The organism is Pandoraea cepalis, assembly GCF_902459665.1.
Taxonomy (GTDB): Bacteria; Pseudomonadota; Gammaproteobacteria; order Burkholderiales; family Burkholderiaceae; genus Pandoraea; species Pandoraea cepalis.
Map to the genome: position 1 here is coordinate 193,957 of NZ_CABPSL010000001.1, position 18,794 is coordinate 212,750.

16 protein-coding genes are annotated in these 18,794 nt (G+C 65.7%); 13 read left to right on the forward strand and 3 right to left on the reverse strand.

The features are described 5' to 3' along the window. The 5 genes from pilO2 to PCE31106_RS00855 are packed head-to-tail and all read left to right on the forward strand — an operon-like array spanning position 1 to position 5,536. A complete protein-coding gene (pilO2, locus tag PCE31106_RS00835; RefSeq protein WP_150562076.1) occupies positions 1–1,356 on the forward strand; it encodes a type 4b pilus protein PilO2 in 1,356 nt (451 codons plus the stop codon). After that, on the forward strand, positions 1,346–1,807 hold the full coding sequence (locus tag PCE31106_RS00840; RefSeq protein ID WP_150562077.1) for a hypothetical protein: 462 nt from the start codon (positions 1,346–1,348) through the stop codon (positions 1,805–1,807). The genes pilO2 and PCE31106_RS00840 overlap by 11 nt, the downstream gene beginning before the upstream one ends. Then, positions 1,791–3,509 carry a GspE/PulE family protein gene (locus tag PCE31106_RS00845; RefSeq protein WP_150562078.1) on the forward strand — a complete coding sequence of 573 codons (1,719 nt, stop codon included), beginning with the start codon at positions 1,791–1,793 and terminating at the stop codon, positions 3,507–3,509. Before PCE31106_RS00840 ends, PCE31106_RS00845 begins: the two co-directional genes overlap by 17 nt. Positions 3,510–3,545: 36 nt before the next feature. Then, entirely contained in the window at positions 3,546–4,643 is a 1,098-nt protein-coding gene (locus tag PCE31106_RS00850; protein ID WP_150562079.1) for a type II secretion system F family protein, read from the forward strand. Then, a complete protein-coding gene (locus PCE31106_RS00855) occupies positions 4,643–5,536 on the forward strand; it encodes a prepilin peptidase (protein ID WP_254440872.1) in 894 nt (297 codons plus the stop codon). The genes PCE31106_RS00850 and PCE31106_RS00855 overlap by 1 nt, the downstream gene beginning before the upstream one ends. Here PCE31106_RS00855 and PCE31106_RS00860 read toward each other — a convergent pair. Next, the gene (locus tag PCE31106_RS00860) at positions 5,507–7,186 is read right to left on the reverse strand and encodes a GMC family oxidoreductase (RefSeq protein WP_150562080.1); all 1,680 of its coding nucleotides are present in this window, start codon (positions 7,184–7,186) and stop codon (positions 5,507–5,509) included. The genes PCE31106_RS00855 and PCE31106_RS00860 overlap by 30 nt on opposite strands. A gap of 289 nt (positions 7,187–7,475) precedes the next feature. Between PCE31106_RS00860 and PCE31106_RS00865 the strand changes: the two genes are divergently transcribed. Together PCE31106_RS00865 and PCE31106_RS00870 are read left to right on the forward strand one after the other, a co-directional pair. Continuing rightward, on the forward strand, positions 7,476–9,140 hold the full coding sequence (locus PCE31106_RS00865) for an isovaleryl-CoA dehydrogenase (protein ID WP_150562081.1): 1,665 nt from the start codon (positions 7,476–7,478) through the stop codon (positions 9,138–9,140). Positions 9,141–9,210: 70 nt separating this feature from the next. Next, positions 9,211–10,689 carry a coniferyl aldehyde dehydrogenase gene (locus tag PCE31106_RS00870; RefSeq protein ID WP_150562082.1) on the forward strand — a complete coding sequence of 493 codons (1,479 nt, stop codon included), beginning with the start codon at positions 9,211–9,213 and terminating at the stop codon, positions 10,687–10,689. 128 nt (positions 10,690–10,817) lie between these two features. Here the strand turns inward: PCE31106_RS00870 and metK are convergent, their stop codons facing one another. After that, positions 10,818–11,996, reverse strand: coding sequence for a methionine adenosyltransferase (gene metK, locus PCE31106_RS00875; RefSeq protein WP_017235129.1), 1,179 nt, complete (start codon positions 11,994–11,996; stop codon positions 10,818–10,820). Between the two features lie 188 nt (positions 11,997–12,184). Here metK and PCE31106_RS00880 point away from each other — a divergent pair, with 188 nt between their 5' ends. The 5 genes from PCE31106_RS00880 to PCE31106_RS00900 all read left to right on the forward strand — a co-directional run bounded on the left by PCE31106_RS00880 (position 12,185) and on the right by PCE31106_RS00900 (position 17,253). Next, positions 12,185–13,081 carry a lipid A biosynthesis lauroyl acyltransferase gene (locus PCE31106_RS00880; RefSeq protein ID WP_017235128.1) on the forward strand — a complete coding sequence of 299 codons (897 nt, stop codon included), beginning with the start codon at positions 12,185–12,187 and terminating at the stop codon, positions 13,079–13,081. A 43-nt stretch (positions 13,082–13,124) separates the two neighbouring features. Next, the gene (gene dapF, locus PCE31106_RS00885) at positions 13,125–13,976 is read left to right on the forward strand and encodes a diaminopimelate epimerase (protein WP_150562083.1); all 852 of its coding nucleotides are present in this window, start codon (positions 13,125–13,127) and stop codon (positions 13,974–13,976) included. Positions 13,977–14,144: 168 nt separating this feature from the next. Further along, a complete protein-coding gene (locus PCE31106_RS00890) occupies positions 14,145–14,813 on the forward strand; it encodes a DUF484 family protein (protein ID WP_130024549.1) in 669 nt (222 codons plus the stop codon). Positions 14,814–14,871: 58 nt separating this feature from the next. Beyond that, positions 14,872–15,918, forward strand: a complete 1,047-nt coding sequence (xerC, locus tag PCE31106_RS00895) for a tyrosine recombinase XerC (RefSeq protein ID WP_150562084.1) — start codon at positions 14,872–14,874, stop codon at positions 15,916–15,918. A gap of 120 nt (positions 15,919–16,038) precedes the next feature. Next, positions 16,039–17,253, forward strand: a complete 1,215-nt coding sequence (locus PCE31106_RS00900) for a class I SAM-dependent rRNA methyltransferase (protein ID WP_150562085.1) — start codon at positions 16,039–16,041, stop codon at positions 17,251–17,253. 19 nt (positions 17,254–17,272) lie between these two features. On the opposite strand, the gene PCE31106_RS00905 is transcribed toward PCE31106_RS00900, so the two are convergent. Further along, positions 17,273–18,148 carry an EamA family transporter gene (locus PCE31106_RS00905; protein ID WP_017235123.1) on the reverse strand — a complete coding sequence of 292 codons (876 nt, stop codon included), beginning with the start codon at positions 18,146–18,148 and terminating at the stop codon, positions 17,273–17,275. A 144-nt stretch (positions 18,149–18,292) separates the two neighbouring features. On the opposite strand from PCE31106_RS00905, the gene PCE31106_RS00910 reads away from it, so the two are divergent. Then, positions 18,293–18,787 (forward strand): Fur family transcriptional regulator, encoded by a 495-nt coding sequence (locus PCE31106_RS00910; RefSeq protein ID WP_017235122.1) that lies wholly within the window; start codon positions 18,293–18,295, stop codon positions 18,785–18,787. Positions 18,788–18,794: the final 7 nt, after the last annotated feature.

Below are 18,794 nucleotides of genomic sequence, written 5' to 3' on the forward strand. Positions count from 1 at the left end.
ATGACGCGCATATTGTCCAACCATCTCGTCGTCGGTGGGCAGTGGGAGACGTTGATCGGCTTGCAGAAGGAAGCCACGGAGATCCGTGGACTTGCCAGAAGCCGGGATGCATCGCACTTCGCCGTGGCCGACGACGGCGCCGGTACGCGCACCGTTGGCCTGTTTTCAACGGACCCGGCCATCAAGGGGCAAGGCACGCCGGAGCGATACGCGCTGGGCGCCGTACTCGGTGCGATGGTCGAGGCGCCGAATGTCGCGTTTCTGCATCCAGATCCCGACAATGCCGCGGCAACGCTCCTCGTCACGCTGCGCGATCACCGTCCGGAACTGGATCTGGTGGTGCCGGTGTCCGACGTGCGCGCGCGGCTGGAGCAATGGGCCGCCGAGATCGACGGCGAAATCACGATTGCCGGCGTCGCGCCCCTGAGTTTCGGCGTTGCCGACGTGGCGCTCACGCTCGACGATATCGCGAAGCAGGTCGATCAGGAACCGTCGCGCGAGGCGTGTCTTCAGGCGGTGCGCAAGCCCTTGCCGGCGCGGCAACTGAAAATCGCGGCCATCGCACTCGTCACGCTCTGTCTCGTCGGTGGCGCCGGGGCGTGGGGGTGGTCCTGGTATGACGGCATGCAGCAGGCGAAGCGCGCGGCGGCCAATCGGGTCGATCCGGTCGACGTCTACAAGCAGGCGCTTGCGCGCGCTATCGCCGCGGAGCCGTTCTCGGCGGGGGCGTCGTATGCGCGTCGACTGCAATACACGATTCAGGCCCTGCCGGCGAACGCGGGCGGATGGCGTCCCGCCGCCATTTCGTGCAACGCGCAGGACTGTGAGATTCAGTGGAAGCGCCAGGAGGGCGGCACATTCGATCTGCTCCTCTCGCAACGTCCGAACGCGAAGATCGTCGATCTCGACCACGCGACGGAGTCCATGACGCCCGTCGACGCCGTCGCGCCGATGTCGAAGCCCGCCGTCGCCGCGACGGCCGGTGTTGTCACGCAAACGCTTGCCGACGACGAAGACGATCCCGATGACGGCGAAGCGCGTGTGACGCCTGTGCCGCGCACGCAATTCCTGCGTACGGCGGGTGCCCGCCTGCAATCGCTCGGCGACTACGGCATGGACATCTCGCTCTCGATGCCTCAGCCGCTCGTCAAAGTGCCGCCGGAGGTCGCGGGACGCAGCGATGTGCCGCCGCCGATCGCCAAGGGTGAGTGGAAGATGGCCGGGCACCTGGCGTTCGTCGATTCCGTGGCCGGTTTGATGATGCGCGCCGGCAACATGTCGTTGCACGAGTTGACGATCGTGATCGACGACACCAAACCCGTCTTCTCCGCTCAAGGAACCTACTATGTCCACTAAGCTTCGCCTGATCGCAGGGGTCGCGACGGCCGCAATATTGTCGCTGCCGATGTCGATCGTGCCCGCGCGTGCCGCCGAGACAATCGACACCTTTGCGCGCGCCCACCTCAAGTCGTCGCAGGAAGCCGCGGACGCCCAGAGCGAGGCGAAAGGGGCTGAGCGTCCGCCCGCGACGGGGGGGGCGCCCGACGTGCCGCCGGAGCTGCTCTTCATTCACGGCGTCGACGAGACCACAGTGGCCTATTTGCGCGTCGATGGCCGCTTCGGCTACAACGTGAGCGACGGCGACCGGTTCGGCGACTGGCGGGTGGTGAAGATCGGCAGCGACTTCGTCGACGTGGCGCGAGGCGGCAAGCCACGTCGCCTGCTGTTGCCCAACGCGATGGGCCCGGCACCCACGAGCAACGCAAGACAGGGCTCACCAGGGCGACGCGATGGCAACGATTTCTGACCGCTTTCAAGCCGCCTTTTCGCGCGTCAACGCGCGCGGCGGCGCCGTCGCACGACCGATTGCCGACCTTCGCCTGGAAGACATCCAAACGCAGGGCTGGCGTCAGGATCTAGGCATCACCCTGGCGGGCGCCGAGAACGGGTCGCTGGTGCTCGTGGCCATCAAGCCGCGTCTGTTCCTGGTGTTGCTCGAGCACACGACGTTTGTGCGCATGCAGGGCTCCGATCTGCTCTCGCGTTTCGAACAAGCGGTACGCGCGACGCATCGGCTCGATCTTGAAGGCGTCTATGTGGGTACGACGGAAGAAATACTGCTCATGCAGTCGCGTCTGCAACAGAACGGCGATGCCGGCGCACGCACAGAGGAGCAGCGGACCGGCGCCTACCGAAATTTCGATCTGATCATCGAGCGCGCCATCGACGCACGGGCGTCAGACATTCATTTCGAGTTCCGCGAGGGTCAGCATGTACGTGTACGCATGCGCATTCACGGTAAGTTGCGGGCCACCAGCGAGCTGGATCGCCTGTCGCGCGACTATCACGCGATGCTCGACGCGGTGTCGGCGGCCTACAATTCGCGCGCCGACCCCAGCAGTCGAAGCCACAATCACTTCGACGAGGATCAGCACCAGAGCTGCTCGATTCCCCTGAACCTGCGCAATCGCAAGTATCAACTTCGCCTGCAGAGCATCAAGGAGAACCGCGGCGTCGATGTCGTGCTTCGGCTGCTCGTCAACGAGGCGGTCGACGACGATGTCATGACGCTCGCCGAACTCGGTTACTCGGACGATCAGGTCGAGGTGCTGGAGAACGCCGTGTATCGCAGCCCGGGCTTGACGATCATCGCCGGCGAGACGGGCTCGGGAAAGTCGACGACCTTGCGCACCATGATGATGTACGAGCGCGATGCGGGTAAGAAATTCTTCTCCATCGAAGATCCGGTCGAGTACATCCAGCCCCATGTGACGCAGATCCCGATTCAGCGGCGTGCCGAAGACGGTCACGGCGAATCGGCTTTCGGCGCGGCGGCAAAAGTGCTGCTGCGCGGCGATCCGGACAAGCTCATGCCCGGCGAGATCCGCGACGTCGAGACCGGCTCGTTCGCAAAATCGATGACCGAGACGGGGCATCAGGTGCTCTCGACCGTGCACGCGTCGAGCGCCTTCGGCATTATTCCGCGCCTGATCAGCGACGAGATCGGTATGCCCGTCGCCGCCGTGACCTCCCCCAATTTTCTTACCGCGATGGTGTACCAGAAGCTGATTCCAGTGCTGTGCGATCACTGCAAGTTGCCGGCTGTCGGCAAGCTTGACGAGATGACGTTGGGCGTGATCGGTGGCCTCGGCATCGACACGGCGCGCGTGTGTGTGGCGGGGCCGGGGTGCGCGCACTGCAAGGGACGGGGCACGGCCGGGCAGACGGTCGTGGCAGAGGTGTGCGAGGTGACCGAGGAATTGCTCGATCTGCTGCGGCAGTCGAAATTCTGGGAAGCGCAGCGGCACTGGCGCGCGTACCACGACGGCGATCTCACGAGCCCCGTCATGTGCGGCAAGTCGGCGATGGAGCATGCGATCTACAAGATGGCGCAGGGCCGCATCGATCCGCAGGACATCGAGGCGGCGTTCTACAAGCTCAAGAAATTCCAGCTATGGAAGGGCGGCTCCACGTCGCCGCAGCCACCACGCCGACTCGCGAGTGTGTGAGCCGTTGTCACGAAACTGGTTTGAAACGCTCTTCAAATGCCTATGCTCGAAGCCGTCAATCATCTGCTAGCCAAGCTGTCGCCAGCGCGCGATCCGTACCCGGGACTGAGCCGGGCGAAGCGTCATTTTCGCAAGATGCGTGCGAAGTTCTACAGCGACTTCGCCGACGCTATCGAGGACGGCGCCAATCCGTTCGAACTGTTTTCCCGCCGATATGCGCGCGCCAAGGAGCGGCGCAACCCGATGGCACCGCTCTATGCCATATGGCGCGACCGCGCCAGCTCGAAGAATCTGCGCAAGTCGTGGCAGGGTACGATTCCCGACGAAGACCTGATCGTGATCTCCGCCGGAGAAAAGGGCGATCTGGCCGGCACGCTGCGCTTTCTGGCGCGGGTCGTTACCCTGCAGCAGCAAACGCGCGCGGCGATCGCCGGTGCCGTGGTGCTGCCGATCTTCATGTCGGTGCTGCTCGCCGCGATCCAGTTGGGCGTGGCCTACGGCATGATGCCGATCATGACCGAGATCATGCCGCCGGAGATGTTTCCCCTCGTGGGCGCGGGGCTGTATATCGTGTCCGGGTTCGTGGCGAACTGGTGGCCATTGCTCTATGGCGTGCCGGTCGTGATCGTGGTGGCGGTCTTGCTGTCGCTGAGCCGATGGACGGGGCCGATGCGGCAGCGCGTCGAGAACTTCGGCCCCTATGCCGTGTATCGCGACGTGCGCGCCGGGGAGTTTCTGGTGTCACTGGCCGCGCTGACCGGCGCAAAGACGTCGGTGTTCGACGCCGTGTCGCTCATGCTCGCGGGCGCCTCGCCCTGGATGCGCTCGCATTTGCTGCGCATGCGGGCGTCGCTCAAGAGCGAGCGAAGCATGGTCAAGGCGATGGATACCGGCATCTTCAACGAGGAAGTCTTCGATCGTCTGGTCGAATACTCGGGACGCACCAACTTCGATGCCGGCATTCGCAAGATCGGCCTGATGACCATCGAGGAAGTCGCGGAGCGCGTCAAGGCGCGATCTGCCGCGCTACGCTCGGTGCTGATGGCGTTGGTCGGTCTGACGATCATCTTCACCGTGGGCGGCATGTTGCAGATCGGTCACGCGGCGGGTGAGTACGCGGAGTCGATGTTCTGATGATGGCGTTGCTCATCGATAACGTTGGGAATGACTTTCGGACACTGCCGCGCGAAGCGGTGGTGGCGGCGATGGCGATGCTGGGGCTGCTCGTCGGGAGCTTTCTGAACGTCGTCGTCTCCCGTCTGCCGCGCATGCTGGAGCGGCAATGGGCGCAGGAGGCCGCGACGTGGGCGGGCGAGGCGCCGCCGGTCGTGCCCGCCTTCAACCTCGCGTGGCCGCCATCGCACTGCCCGCGTTGCGAGACGCGCATCGCGGCGCGGCACAACGTCCCGGTGCTAGGCTTTGTCCTCCTGCGCGGCCGCTGCGCGAATTGCCGCGCGGCGATTTCCCTGCGCTATCCGCTTGTCGAACTCGCCGTAGGGATCATGTTCGCAACGCTCGCGTGGGCGTTCGTCCCTTCGATGCAGTACCTCGCGATGCTGGCATGGTGCGGCTTCGGCGCGGCGCTGCTGGCGCTCGCGCTGATCGACATTGATACGCGGTTGTTGCCCGATGCGCTCACGTTGCCGCTGCTGTGGGCGGGCTTGCTGGGCAGCGTCGCGGGCCTGACATTGCCCATCGACGACGCCGTGCTTGGCGCCGCGTTGGGATATGGCGTCATGGCGGCGATGGCGGGCGCGTACCGGGCGCTGACCGGTGTCGACGGACTGGGCGGCGGCGACGTCAAGCTCGTCGCCGCGTGTGGGGCATGGCTGGGCTGGATCGGCACGCCGCTGATGCTGGCCTTCGGCGCGGTGGCGGCCACGCTCGCTTTCGCGGGCCTCGGCGTGTGGCGCGGCCGCGCGTTGCGCGAGCCGCTGCCGTTTGGTCCCTGGCTATGCCTGGGCGCGGTGGCGAGCCGGCTGTGGGGCGAGCCTTTCCTAGATCTGTGGCTGCGCCCGGGCGGCTAACGTCGCTGGTGCGTGCGGCGCGGTGTCGACGGATGCCGATCCAACGCGCTGCGTCAATCGACCCGCGCCGGACAACATCAGGTCCGCGGCCTTTTCGCCGATCATCATCGACAGGGCGTTGGTGTTGCCGCCGATGAGCGTGGGCATGATCGACGCATCGACCACGCGCAAACCTTCCACGCCGCGAACCCTCAGTTCCGGATCGACGACCGACGCCGCATCGCTGCCCATGCGGCAGGTGCCGACCGGGTGGTAGATGGTGTCGGCGCGCGCACGGATCAGCGCGGTGAGCGCTTCGTCCGACTCGATGCCCCGGCTGTGCAGCTCCTCGCCGCCGAACCGCGCGAGCGACGGCGCTGCGAGAATCCGACGAATCACGCGCACCCCGCGCAGCAACGTGTCGACGTCCTCCTGCGCTTGCAGAAAGGCCGGGTCGATCCGCGGCGCGTCGCGCATGTCGGCGCTGGCAAGCGTCACGCGTCCGCGGCTTTTCGGACGCAGTACGCAGGCATGCAACGACAGGCCACGCCGCAGATGCAGACGACGATTGTGGTCGTCGCAGATGCCCACGAGGAAGTGCATCTGCAAATCGGGGCGTGCCAGCGACGGATCGCTCTTGAGGAAGCCACCGGCTTCGGCCACGTTGCTGGCGAACAGGCCGCGCCGCTCGCGCAGATAGTCCAGCCCTTGCGTGAGCAGATGCCACAATCCCGCGGGCGTGTAGCCGACCAGATCGCGATGCGCCACGTATTTGTTGATGATGAAGTCGATGTGATCCTGCAGGTTCTCTCCGACACCCGGGGCATCGACGTGCACCTCCACGCCATGCGAGCGCAAGTGTTCGGCGGGGCCGATCCCGGAGCACATCAGCAACTGCGGCGAATTGAACGCTCCGGCGCTCAGCACGACTTCAGCGCGTGCGCGCAGCGTCTCCAGCGCGCCGCGCCGTTGCACTTTGACGCCGGTCGCGCGCTTGCCATCGAAGACAACGCGCTGCACCAGCGCATCGGTGATGACATGAAGATTCGCGCGTGATTTTCCTTGCAGATAGGCGCGCGCGGCGTTCCAGCGCTGCCCGTCTTTTTGCGTCACCTGATAGATGCCCGCGCCTTCGTAGTGCGGACCGTTGAAGTCGTCGCTCACGGGATACCCGGCTTCGCGCGCCGCGTCGACATAGTGTTGCGAGAACGGATTGACCGTGCGCAGATCGGCAACGTTGAGCGGGCCGCCGGTACCGTGCCAGGCATCCGCGCCGCGTTCGTTGTTCTCGTTGCGACGGAAGTACGGCAGCACGTCGTCCCATCCCCAGCCGGTGCAGCCGGCCTGCGCCCACGCGTTGTAATCGTCCGGGTGACCGCGCGTGTAGATCATCGCGTTGATCGAACTCGAGCCACCTAGACCGCGTCCGCGCGGCTGATAGCCCTGACGTCCGGCCAGCCCCGCCTGCGGCGTTGTGCGATAGCCATAGTTGCGCCGCGATCGGAACGGCACCAATGCGGCGAGACCGAGCGGCAGCCGTACGAGAAAGCTGTTGTCGGGCGGACCCGCTTCGATCAGCGCGATCGTGCTGCCCGGTGCACCGTCGGCCAATCGCGCCGCCAACGCACAACCGGCCGAGCCGCCGCCGACAATGATGTAGTCGTAGTCCATGCTGTCATCCTCCCTTGGATGGGCACTGCATCTACCGCTTTTTTTGACGTCTTGTTCGCTGCTTTTTGCTTGTCGTTCTGAGCGCGATTGTCTCGTGTCTCGCTGCGCGCGGCGCCGCCGCATGGGCGACGCCTTGGAGCGGCACTCATTGTAAGCAGACAATCCCTGCGCTCGGGGGGGATGTGAAGCAATCCTCTAATTTATGGGAGCGCGCGAACCTAGCCGCTATGATGAAAGGATCCCCATGGCGTGACCGTCACATACGGCAATTGGGCATACGGAGACACGGATGACGCAAGCCTGGCAGACCCACGACGTCACCAATCAGGTGCCGCCGCTTACGGACTACAACCTTTACGCCACCGACGCCGCGTTGCAAGCCGCAGTGGCGGCCTTCGGCGCGGGATGGCATGCGACAACGCTGTACCGCCAGGGCGCTCGCCTGGGCGAAGCCGAGGTGCAGGCGTGGGCGGAGGCGGCCAATCGTCACGCGCCGGAACTGCAATCGTTCGATTCGCAAGGCAATCGCATCGATCGCGTCGAGTTTCATCCGTCGTGGCATGCGCTCATGGGTTTGTTGCGGGGAGCCGAACTGCAGTCGTTGCCGTGGGCGCATCCGCGCGACGGCGCGATGACGGCGCGCACGGCGGCGTACTTCCTGCACGCGCAGAACGAGGCCGGTGCGTTGTGCCCTACGACCATGACGTTCGCGAGCATTCCGGTGCTCGCCAAGGAGCCCACGGCCTTCGCGTCGATCAAGGACAAGTTGCTCGCGCCACAGCACGACCCGCGCGACGTGCCGCTCGCGCAGAAGCACGCCATTCTCATCGGCATGGGGATGACGGAGAAGCAAGGCGGCTCCGACGTGCGCACCAACACCACCACGGCCACCGATTGCGGCGACGGCACGTTCTCGCTCGTCGGGCACAAATGGTTCTTCTCGGCGCCGCAGTGCGACGCGCATCTGGTGCTCGCACGCGACGCCGACAGCGATGCGTTGTCCTGCTTCTTCGTGCCGCGCTACGCGCCGGACGGGCGCAAGAACGGTGTGCAAGTGCAACGTCTCAAGGACAAGCTCGGCAATCGCTCCAACGCGAGCAGTGAAGTCGAGTTGCAGGGCGCGTATGGCACACGCGTCGGTGCGCCGGGGCGGGGTATTCCCACGATCATCGAGATGGCGACGTATACGCGGCTCGACTGCGTGATCGGCAGCGCGGCAATGATGCGCGCGGGTGTCGTGCAGGCGATTCATCACGCGCGCCATCGCTCGGCGTTCGGGGCGAAGCTCGTCGATCAGGATCTGATGACGACGGTGCTCGCGGATCTGGCGCTGGAGTCGGAAGCGGCGACGTGGCTGGCGATGCGGCTGGCGCAGGCGTTCGACGCGGGCGTGTCCGACAACGATTCGCTGTGTGAGCGGGCGTGGCGCCGCATCGTGCTGCCCGCCGCGAAGTTCTGGGTATGCAAGCGCGCGCTCGAACTCGCGGGCGAGTGCATGGAGGTGTGGGGCGGCAACGGCTATGTCGAGACCGGTCCGCTCGCGCGCCTGTATCGCGAGGCGCCCGTCAATTCGATATGGGAAGGCTCGGGCAACGTGATGTGTCTCGACGTGCTGCGCGCCATGAGCCGCGAGCCTGACGTCGCACAGTACTGGTTCCGATGGATCGGTGAGCGCACGGGATCGCATGCGCCGCTACGCGCGGCGTTGGCGCAGTTGCACGGTTGGCTGGCGGCCGATCAGGCAACGCACGCGACCCGCGCGCGTGCGATTGCACAGCAGGTGGTACTGCTGGCACAGGCGGCGTTGTTGCTCGAACACGCGCCGGCCGAGTTGGCGCATGGCTTCATCGAGAGCCGATTCTCGAACGCGGGCGGGCGGGTGTACGGCGTGATGCCGGACACGCTCGCGGTGGCAGTGCAACGTGCCTGGCTCGACCGGGCTTTTCTCGCATAACGGATAACAATATATCGATGGCGTTGGGCGGCACCGACGGGGCCACCTGCGACCTCAGGGAGGAGAAGGCATGGGATACCAACATGAATTGAACGAGTTGCATGAGGCGACACCGTCGTCGGCACCAGATACCTCGACCGACGACGACATCGCCCGCGCGTCGCTGTTGCCGCGCTTCGACGCGATGCGCCGCGCGCACGACGCCGCGCCGCAAGTCGATTGGCCGACGCGCAAGCGTCACCTGACAGCGCTGCAAGCGATGCTTCACAAGTATCGCGAGGCGTTCGCCAACGCCATCGACGCGGATTTCGGCGGCCGCTCGGCGCAGGAAACGGACATGCTCGAACTGTTCCCGTCGCACGGCAACCTGAAGCATGCGCTCGCGCACACGCGTCGCTGGATGCGTGGGTCGCGCGGCTGGGCAAACCTGTGGATGCTGCCCGCGCGACGCGCCGTCGTGCCGCAGCCGCTCGGCGTCGTCGGGGTGATCGTGCCGTGGAATTACCCGTTGTTTCTGGCCGTCGGTCCGCTCACCGACGCCTTGGCCGCCGGCAATCGGGTGATGATCAAGGTCTCCGAGGTCACGCCTCGCTTCGCGGATGCGTTTGCGGCCGCCGTGGCCGAGACTTTCTCGCCGGAGTGGGTCACGGTCGTGACTGGCGACGCACAGGTCGCGAGGGCGTTCTCGACGCTGGCGTTCGACCATCTGCTGTTCACTGGCGCGACGTCGATCGGCCATCATGTGATGCGTGCGGCCAGCGAACACCTCACGCCGGTGACGCTCGAACTCGGTGGCAAGTCGCCGGCCATCATCGGGCCGGGCGCGCGCTGGGAGCACGCGGTGGAGCGCATCCTGCTCGGCAAGCTGGTCAACGCGGGTCAGACCTGTGTGGCGCCCGACTATGTGCTCGTGCCGCGCGACAAGCTCGACGCCTTCGTTGCCACGGCGCGGCAGGTGGCGGCGCGTCTGTATCCCGACGCCGTGAACAATCCGCAATACACGAGCATTGTGTCGTCGCGGCACTTCGAGCGGTTGTCCGGGCTTGCCGCCGAGGCGGCGGCACAGGGCGCCACGTCGCACGCGCTGTTCGATACCCCGGCGCAGGCGGCGCGCAGGCGTCTGCCGCCCGTGGTGCTCACTGGCGTGCACGACGGCATGCGCGTGATGCGCGAGGAGATCTTCGGGCCGCTGTTGCCGGTGGTGCCCTACGATGACCTGGACGCCGCCATCGCCTATGTCAATGAGCGTGCGCGTCCGCTCGCGCTGTATGTGTTCGATACCGACAATACGCGCATTGGGCGTGTCGTCGACGGCACGATTTCCGGCGGCGTGACGATCAATGACACGCTGCTGCACGTTGCGGAGCATGCGCTGCCGTTCGGTGGCGTGGGGCCGTCGGGCATGGGGGGGTACCACGGTGAGGCGGGCTTCCGGACGTTCTCCAAGGAGAAACCGATCTTCCGGCAGGCGCGCTGGAACGGCGCCGGCCTGCTCAACCCGCCGTATGGCAAGGTATTCGCCACGATGATCCGGCAATTGATGCGCTGACCTCTGAGCTCTGACGTCGGGCATCCGACGTCGCGATAAAACAAAACCCCCGCCGGTTCGACCCGAGCGGGGGTTTTGTTGGGTGCTCGCCGGTCGAGACCGGCGGGCACCACGAGAGCGATGTCGGATCAGGCCACCGCGCGCAGGCCGGCGTCGGCCAACAGGATGTCGGCGCGGTCGGTCGCTTCCCACGAGAATTCCGGCTCTTCACGGCCGAAGTGACCGTAGGCGGCGGTCTTCTCGTAGATCGGACGCAGCAGGTCGAGCATCTGGATGATGCCCTTCGGACGCAGGTCGAAGTGCTTCTCGACCAACTCGGCGATACGCTGATCGCTGATCTTGCCCGTGCCGAATGTGTTGACCATGACCGACGTCGGTCGCGCCACGCCGATGGCGTACGAGACCTGGATCACGCACTTCGAGGCGAGACCGGCCGCCACGATGTTCTTCGCGACATAGCGGCCCGCGTAGGCGGCCGAGCGATCGACCTTCGACGGATCCTTGCCAGAGAACGCGCCACCGCCGTGCGGTGCGGCACCGCCGTATGTGTCGACGATAATCTTGCGGCCCGTGAGGCCGGCGTCGCCCTGCGGGCCACCGATCACGAAACGACCGGTCGGGTTCACCAGGAACTTGATGTCGCCCTTGATCAGGTCGGCCGGCAGCACCGGCTTGATGACTTCTTCGATGACGGCTTCGCGCAGGGCTTCCAGCGCGATGTCCGGATGGTGCTGCGTCGAGAGCACGACGGTGTCGATGCTGTGCGGACGGCCGTTTTCGTACTTGATGGTGACTTGCGACTTGGCATCCGGGCGCAGCCAGGGCAGACGACCGTCACGGCGCACTTGCGACTGGCGCTCGACCAGGCGGTGCGACAGATAGATCGGCAGCGGCATGAGTTCCGGCGTTTCGTCGCAGGCGTAGCCGAACATCAGGCCCTGGTCGCCGGCGCCCTGATCGAGGTTGTCGTCATGCGCACGGTCCACGCCCTGGGCGATGTCCGGCGACTGGCGGTCGTAGGCGACCAGCACCGCGCAACCCTTGTAGTCGATACCGTAGTCGGTGTTGTCGTAGCCGATGCGGCGGATGGTCTCGCGCGCGACTTGCTGATAATCGACCGTGGCGGTCGTGGTGATTTCACCCGCGAGCACGACGAGACCCGTGTTGCACAGCGTTTCTGCGGCAACGCGCGCGTACTTGTCTTGCTTCAGGATGGCGTCGAGCACGGCATCCGAAATCTGGTCGGCTACCTTGTCCGGGTGACCTTCGGAGACCGATTCGGAAGTAAAGAGATAATCGTTCGCCACTTCTGGCTCCTCTAAACGAATTTGGCGACTCACGTTGCCGTCATCGGAGGGGAAGCGGCGACGCTTTAGCGGAAAATTGGTCGAATGCGCTGCCTCGATAGGGTGGCACATTCGAATCGCCCCGCAAGTTGTCAGTTAACTCGGCGATGTCGCTTATTATACGCCCCTGAAGAATTCCTGCTTGCGACATGGCAACCACACCCAAGAAATCCCTCGGCTACTACCTGAGCGTTGGCCTGCTGCGCGGGCTTAACCTGCTGCCCTATGGCTGGGTTGCGCGCTTTGGCGCCGGTCTCGGGCACCTGCTGTACCTGATTCCCAGCTCGCGAAAGCGCGTTGTGCACACCAATTTGCGGCTGTGTTTCCCGCATTGGGACGAGGCGACGCGCGAGCGCGTGGCCAAGGCGTCGTTCGTGCATGCCATTCGCAGCTACGCGGAGCGCAGCGTGCAATGGTTCGCCGACGGCAAGAAGCTGGAGCGGCTGATCGAACTCGACTCGGCGGTCGACCTGCTCGACCCGAATATGCCGCCGACGATCCTGCTCGGATTCCATTTCGTGGGCATCGAGGCGGGCTCGGTGTTCATCAACTACTCGCTGCACCGGCCTTGCGCGTCGCTCTACACGCCGATGTCGAATCCGGCGTTCGACGCCATGGCCCGCGAGCAGCGCGGACGTTTCGACGCGGAAATGATCGCGCGCGGCGACAGTGCCCGCGACGTGCTGCGCATGTTCCGAAAGGGCAAGCCGGTCATGCTGGCGGCCGACATGGACTATGGCGCGCGCAACTCCACGTTTGTGCCGTTCTTCGGCGTGAACACTTGTACGCTGACGTCCGTGTCCCGTCTGGCCGAAGTCGGCCGGGCCCAGATCCTGCCGTTCATCGGCGAGGTGCTGCCCAACTACAAGGGCTACCGCCTCAAGGTCTTCCCGGTGTGGGAAAACTATCCCAGCGGCGACCCCGACGCCGATGCGCGCCGGATGAACGCGTTCCTCGAAGAACAAATTCTGAAGATGCCGGAGCAATACTACTGGGTGCACAAGCGCTTCAAGACGCGCCCGCCCGGCGAGCCAAGCGTGTATTGACAGGCGCCGGATGCGCGTCGGCCTTCTCCACTACAATAGCGCCATGAAGCTCAAATTCACCAAGATGCAGGGTGCCGGCAACGACTTCGTCGTGATCGACGGCATCTCGCAATCCATCGATTTCACGCCCGACCAGTGGCGCGCGCTCGCCGACCGCCATTTCGGCGTCGGCGCAGACCAGCTCCTGCTCGTCGAACGCTCGACGCAGCCTGGCGTTGACTTCCGCTATCGTATCTTCAACGCCGACGGCGGTGAGGTGGAGCATTGTGGCAACGGGGCGCGCTGCTTCGTCAAGTTCGTGCGCGACACGGGGTTGACCGACAAGCGCACGGTGCGCGTCGAGGTGCAGCAGGGCTTGATCACGCTCACGATGCGCGACGACGGTCAGGTCAGCGTGGACATGGGCGCGCCGATCCTCACGGCGTCGGATGTGCCGTTCGACGCCAGCGGGCTGGCAGGCCGTCGCGAGGGCGACGACACGCTCTGGCCGCTCGACGTGGCCGGCAAGACGACGTGGATTTCCGTGGTCTCGATGGGCAATCCGCATGCCGTGCAGGTGGTGGAGAACGTCGATACCGCGCCGGTGGAAACGGACGGCCCGCTGATCGAGCGTCATGCGCGCTTCCCGCGCCGCGTGAATGCGGGCTTCCTGCAGGTGGTGGACAAGCATCAGGCGCGTCTGCGCGTGTACGAGCGCGGTGCGGGCGAGACGCTCGCCTGCGGCACCGGCGCGTGCGCGGCGGCAGTGGCAGGCATCCGCCGCGGGCTGCTGGCCGCGCCCGTGGCCATCGAAACGCACGGCGGCACGCTCACCATCGACTGGAACGGCGCAAGCGGTCCGGTCATCATGACGGGACCGGCCACCACGGTCTTCGAAGGGACGATCGAGATCTGACGCCAAACGTCGGTTCCGGTGTTCCGCGCGGGCAGGCCGCGGGCGCAGCACAGTAAGATTTTGGTTTCTGACGGACTCTGATTTAGCGACCCTGGCGGCCGCTCGCCACCGTTGTGCCTCGTGCGCAGCGGCGGTCGGCGGCAGTTGACGAACAGCAGACGGACACTCATGAACGACCGAGATATTGCGGAATACCTGATCGCGCATCCCGACTTCTTCGAACGCCATGCCGAATTGCTGGCCGGCGTGCGGCTCACCAGTCCGCACGGCCAGCGCGCCGTGTCGCTGCAAGAGCGCCAGATCGAGATGCAGCGCGAAAAGACCAAGCAGATCGAGCGACGCCTCGCCGAATTGATGCGCTACGGGCACGAGAACGACGACATCTCGGCCAAGCTGCATCGCTGGAACCTCGGCCTGCTCGGCGAGCGCGATCCGCACGCATTGCCCGACGCGATTGCCCGCGGCCTGCGCGACGTTTTCAACGTCCCCTTCGCGGCCGTTCGCGTGTGGAACGTGGCCGCGCCGTACCAACCGGCCGAGTTCGCCCGCAGCGTGAGCGAAGAGGTCAAGATCTTCGCCTCGAGCCTGGCGACTCCCTATTGCGGTGCCAACACCGGTTTCGAAGCCGTGACATGGCTCGGCGCGCCGAGCGATCCGGCGTCGGTGGCGCTGCTCGCGCTGCGTGACCCGCAAGTGACGGATGGGCCGGTCTTCGGCCTGCTGGTCATGGGCTCGGAAGACGCCCGCCGTTTCCATGAAGGCATGGCGACCGACTTCCTGACGCAGATCGGGGAACTGGCCGGCGCGGCGCTCAGCAAGCTGCGCGCGAACGATTGATGCGCGTCGCCGGCGCCCGGGCGGACTGACGCGCTGACGGCACCTTTCACCACGCCTTATGGTCACCTCGACCCGATCGCCGCGTCCTGCCAGCGTGGCCACGCCCAAGGCGCGCGCCGGGCGTGCCGCGCCGGAACGCGCGCGCAAGCCCGGGGCGCACGCAGAGGCGTCGGACGACGAGACGCCGCTCGAACCGGGCATCCGCCACTACCTGACGTCGCTCGCCAGCGAGCGCAAGCTCGCCGAGCTCACCCTGGAAAACTACACGCGCGACTTGCGCCAGTTGCAGCGTATGGCGCGCGGCCGCTCGCTCGAATCGCTGGAACACGGCGACATTCGCCGCTTCGCCATGCAGTTGCACAGCGAGGGCCTCGTCGGCCGCTCCATCGCCCGCAAGCTCTCCGCCTGGCGAGGCTACTTCGCGTGGCTTGCCCAGCGCACGTCGCTGGCGGCCAATCCCGTCGACGGCGTGCGCGCGCCGAAACAACCCAAGCCGTTGCCGAAAGCGCTGTCGCCGGATCAGGCATCGGCGCTCGTCGAGTTCGTCTCCGGCACGTCGGCCGAGGCCGTGCGCAATCGGGCGATGTTCGAGCTGCTGTACTCGTCTGGCCTGCGCCTGTCGGAACTCACGAGCCTCGATCATCGCTACGTCGAGGCCGAGGGCTACCGTTCCGTGAGCTGGCTTGATTTGCCCGAGCGCGAGGTGGTCGTGACCGGCAAGGGGAACAAGCGACGCCGCGTGCCCGTGGGCGAGAAAGCGGCGCAGGCGCTGGCCGGTTGGCTGGACATGCGGGCAGGACTGGCAACGGCTGAGCCGCATGCGCTGTTCCTGTCGGCGCGCGGCAAGCGCATCGGCGCGCGCGCGGTGCAGCAGGGGCTGTCGCGCCACGCGCTGGCGGCCGGGCTGCCGACACACGTGCACCCGCACATGCTGCGTCACTCGTTCGCCACGCACGTTCTGCAATCGTCCGGCGATCTTCGCGCCGTGCAGGAGATGTTGGGCCACAGCAATATTTCGACGACACAGATCTACACGAAACTCGACTTCCAGCATCTCGCGAAGGTTTACGATCAGGCGCATCCGCGCTCGCGCAAGAAGCCCTGAGCGTTGCGGTGGGCGGCGCGACTCGGTGTAGAATCGCGTCCTTCCTCAGCAAGTCCCGCACGTTCTCCGTCTGCTGGATGACTTGCCGTCACCCCGTCGTCAACTGTTGGTCCGTCCCGCATGAATACCTTGACCCTCAAGCCCGGCAAAGAAAAGTCCTTGCTGCGCCGTCACCCCTGGATTTACGCCACCGCCGTGGCACGCGTGGACGGCAAACCGGCTTCCGGCGCGACGGTCGTGGTGCGCGCCGCCGACGGGCGATTTCTCGCTCGCGCTGCCTTCAGCCCGGTCTCGGCCATCCGCGCACGCGTGTGGACGTTCGATGAAAACGAGCCGGTCGATCATGCGTTCTTCAAGCGTCGTGTGACCGCCGCCCTCGCTTATCGCGAGCAGATGGTGCACGACACCGGGGCGACCCGCCTGATCTTCGGCGAGGCCGACGGCCTGCCGGGTCTGATCGTCGACCGTTATCAGTCCGCGCCCGGTGCGCCGGTGACGGACCAGATCGTTTGCCAGTTCATGGCGGCGGGCGTGGAAGCCTGGAAAGACGCGATCGTGAATGCCCTCGTCGGCGCGACCGGCTGCCCCAATGTCTACGAGCGCTCCGACGCCGCCGTGCGCGAGCGCGAAGGTCTGCCGAGCCTCACTGGCGTGCTGGCGGGGGCTGAGCCGCCCCAGGCGCCCGACTTGCTCACGACGTACGAGTGTGGCGTGAAGTATTACGTCGACGTGCGCAATGGGCACAAGACCGGCTTCTATGTCGATCAGCGCGACAATCGTCTGCTGGTGAAGCAGCAGGCCAAGGGCCGCGACGTGCTCAACTGCTTCTGCTATACCGGGGGCTTTTCGCTGGCGGCGCTGGCGGGCGGGGCGCAGAGCGTGTTGTCCATCGACTCGTCGGGCGACGCGTTGGCCATCGGCGCGCGCAATGTCGAACTCAACGGTTTCGACGCCGCGCGCGCCGAATGGCGCGACGCCGATGTCTTCAAGACCCTGCGCGCGTTGCGCGAAGAGGGGCGCCTGTTCGACATGATCGTGCTCGATCCGCCCAAGTTCGCACCGTCGGCCCATCACGTGGAGCGTGCCGCACGGGCGTACAAGGACATCAATCTGGCCGGTTTCAAGCTGCTGCGCCCGGGCGGCCAGCTGCTGACGTACTCGTGCTCAGGTGCGATCGACGCCGATCTGTTCCAGAAGATCGTGGCGGGCGCGGCTGTGGATGCTGGCGTGGACGCCCGCATTCTGCGGCGCCTGTCGGCGGGCATGGATCACCCCATGCTCACCCAGTTCCCCGAAGGCGAATATCTCAAGGGGCTTTGGTTGCAACGTATGTAAGCGCTCGCTTCTATGGGCGTCAGCCCAGTGTCAGTGCGACCACGCCCAGCGCGATCAACACGGCACCGCCCACGCGGCGGTGCATCTCCCCTTCGCCCAGCAGCCGCACGCCCAACAGCGCGGCAATCATCATCGACATCTCCCGCGCCGGGGCGACGTGCGACACCGGCGCGTACTTGAGCGCCGTCAGGATCAGGAAGTAGGACATCGGCGAGATAAGCGAGATCAGCACGATCTTGCGCCAGTTCGCCTGCCACACCATGACCATGCGCGCGGGACGCGAGCATGCCATCGGTGCCGAGAGCACGACTCGCAGCACATTCTCCAGGTAGTAGTAGACGAGCGGTGCAAGCAGCAGGGTGCGGATGGCGTAGGCGTCGGCCAGCGTATACGCTGCGATGAATCCGCCGGTCAGCACGCCCCAGCCCGCGCCCGCGTGCATGGTGTCGCGCCGGAACAGGCGCTCGCCCCCGGCGATGATCAGCACGCCGACGACCACCAGCCCGATCCCGAAAAGCGCCAGCCAGCCCGGGCGTTCCCCCAGCAGCACGATGGCGCCCAGCGACGACAGCAATGGCCCGGTGCCCCGTGCGAGCGGATAGACGACCGACAGGTCGCCCACCCGGTAGCCGCGCTGCAGGACTAGCGTGTAGCCGTAGTGCAGCATGGCGCTCGTGGCGATCACGCCCCAACCCAGCGCATTCGGCCAACTGGCGTTTGAACCGATCAGGAAAAACAGCGCCAGCGGCGTGTACAGCACGACGGTCAGCAGCGCATAGAGGAAGACGAGCTGCGGGCCGCCGCCTTCGCGCGTGTCGATGCGCTTGGCGAGGAAATTCCAGGTGGCATGCAGGAATGCGGCGGTAACAACGAGGGCGAGAGCGGTGAGCGACATGGTGAGCGGTGTTTTTTGCGTCAATTGTATGACGCATTGCCCGTTCACCTCCGGACAGACTCGGTCGGCGGCCTTCAGGGCTCGGGAAATGCCTACTTTTGCAACTCCGTTGCAGTGCTGGCGGTGCTGTGCTTAAATCGATTTATGAGCCTTATTCAACTACAACCTTATCTGGAAGCCGCCCGTACGAGCTTGCAAGAGCAATCGGGCCGCGTGACCTCTGGACGCGTGCGCGTGCTGGCGATGCTGCTCAAGGCGGGCCGTCCGCTCACGCACCAGGAAGTGCTGGCCGATCTGGCCACCGACGCCGATCCGCTCGACCGCGTAACGGCCTACCGCGTGCTCGATTGGCTGGTCGCGCAGGGCTGGGCCATCAAGCAGGCCGGCGACGACCGAATCTTCCGCTTCGTCATGGCCGAGCATGTCGACCCGCAGCGTGCGGCATCGCCGCGTCCGCATACGCAACACGGACATTTTCGTTGCGTACGCTGCCACCGGACCTTCTGTCTTGACGATTGGCCCCAGCATCCCCAATTGAGTGAGCGCGAACTCAAGCGCCTGCCCAAGGGTTTCGTGGGCGAACAGGTCGAGCTGATGATTCATGGCACTTGCGCACAGTGCGCGGGCGCCCCCAACTGACGCGTCT

What these genes read in the sequence shown, in the direction of transcription:
- pilO2 (WP_150562076.1), top strand. Translation starts at nt 1, where the DNA reads ATGACGCGCATATTGTCCAACCATCTCGTCGTCGGTGGGCAGTGGGAG.
- PCE31106_RS00860 (WP_150562080.1), bottom strand. Translation starts at nt 7,186, where the DNA reads ATGGACTACGACTACATCATTGTCGGCGGCGGCTCGGCCGGTTGTGCG.
- xerC (WP_150562084.1), top strand. Translation starts at nt 14,872, where the DNA reads ATGGTCACCTCGACCCGATCGCCGCGTCCTGCCAGCGTGGCCACGCCC.
- PCE31106_RS00890 (WP_130024549.1), top strand. Translation starts at nt 14,145, where the DNA reads ATGAACGACCGAGATATTGCGGAATACCTGATCGCGCATCCCGACTTC.
- PCE31106_RS00870 (WP_150562082.1), top strand. Translation starts at nt 9,211, where the DNA reads ATGGGATACCAACATGAATTGAACGAGTTGCATGAGGCGACACCGTCG.
- PCE31106_RS00840 (WP_150562077.1), top strand. Translation starts at nt 1,346, where the DNA reads ATGTCCACTAAGCTTCGCCTGATCGCAGGGGTCGCGACGGCCGCAATA.
- PCE31106_RS00865 (WP_150562081.1), top strand. Translation starts at nt 7,476, where the DNA reads ATGACGCAAGCCTGGCAGACCCACGACGTCACCAATCAGGTGCCGCCG.
- PCE31106_RS00845 (WP_150562078.1), top strand. Translation starts at nt 1,791, where the DNA reads ATGGCAACGATTTCTGACCGCTTTCAAGCCGCCTTTTCGCGCGTCAAC.
- PCE31106_RS00850 (WP_150562079.1), top strand. Translation starts at nt 3,546, where the DNA reads ATGCCTATGCTCGAAGCCGTCAATCATCTGCTAGCCAAGCTGTCGCCA.
- PCE31106_RS00855 (WP_254440872.1), top strand. Translation starts at nt 4,643, where the DNA reads ATGATGGCGTTGCTCATCGATAACGTTGGGAATGACTTTCGGACACTG.
- PCE31106_RS00910 (WP_017235122.1), top strand. Translation starts at nt 18,293, where the DNA reads ATGAGCCTTATTCAACTACAACCTTATCTGGAAGCCGCCCGTACGAGC.
- PCE31106_RS00905 (WP_017235123.1), bottom strand. Translation starts at nt 18,148, where the DNA reads ATGTCGCTCACCGCTCTCGCCCTCGTTGTTACCGCCGCATTCCTGCAT.
- PCE31106_RS00880 (WP_017235128.1), top strand. Translation starts at nt 12,185, where the DNA reads ATGGCAACCACACCCAAGAAATCCCTCGGCTACTACCTGAGCGTTGGC.
- PCE31106_RS00900 (WP_150562085.1), top strand. Translation starts at nt 16,039, where the DNA reads ATGAATACCTTGACCCTCAAGCCCGGCAAAGAAAAGTCCTTGCTGCGC.
- dapF (WP_150562083.1), top strand. Translation starts at nt 13,125, where the DNA reads ATGAAGCTCAAATTCACCAAGATGCAGGGTGCCGGCAACGACTTCGTC.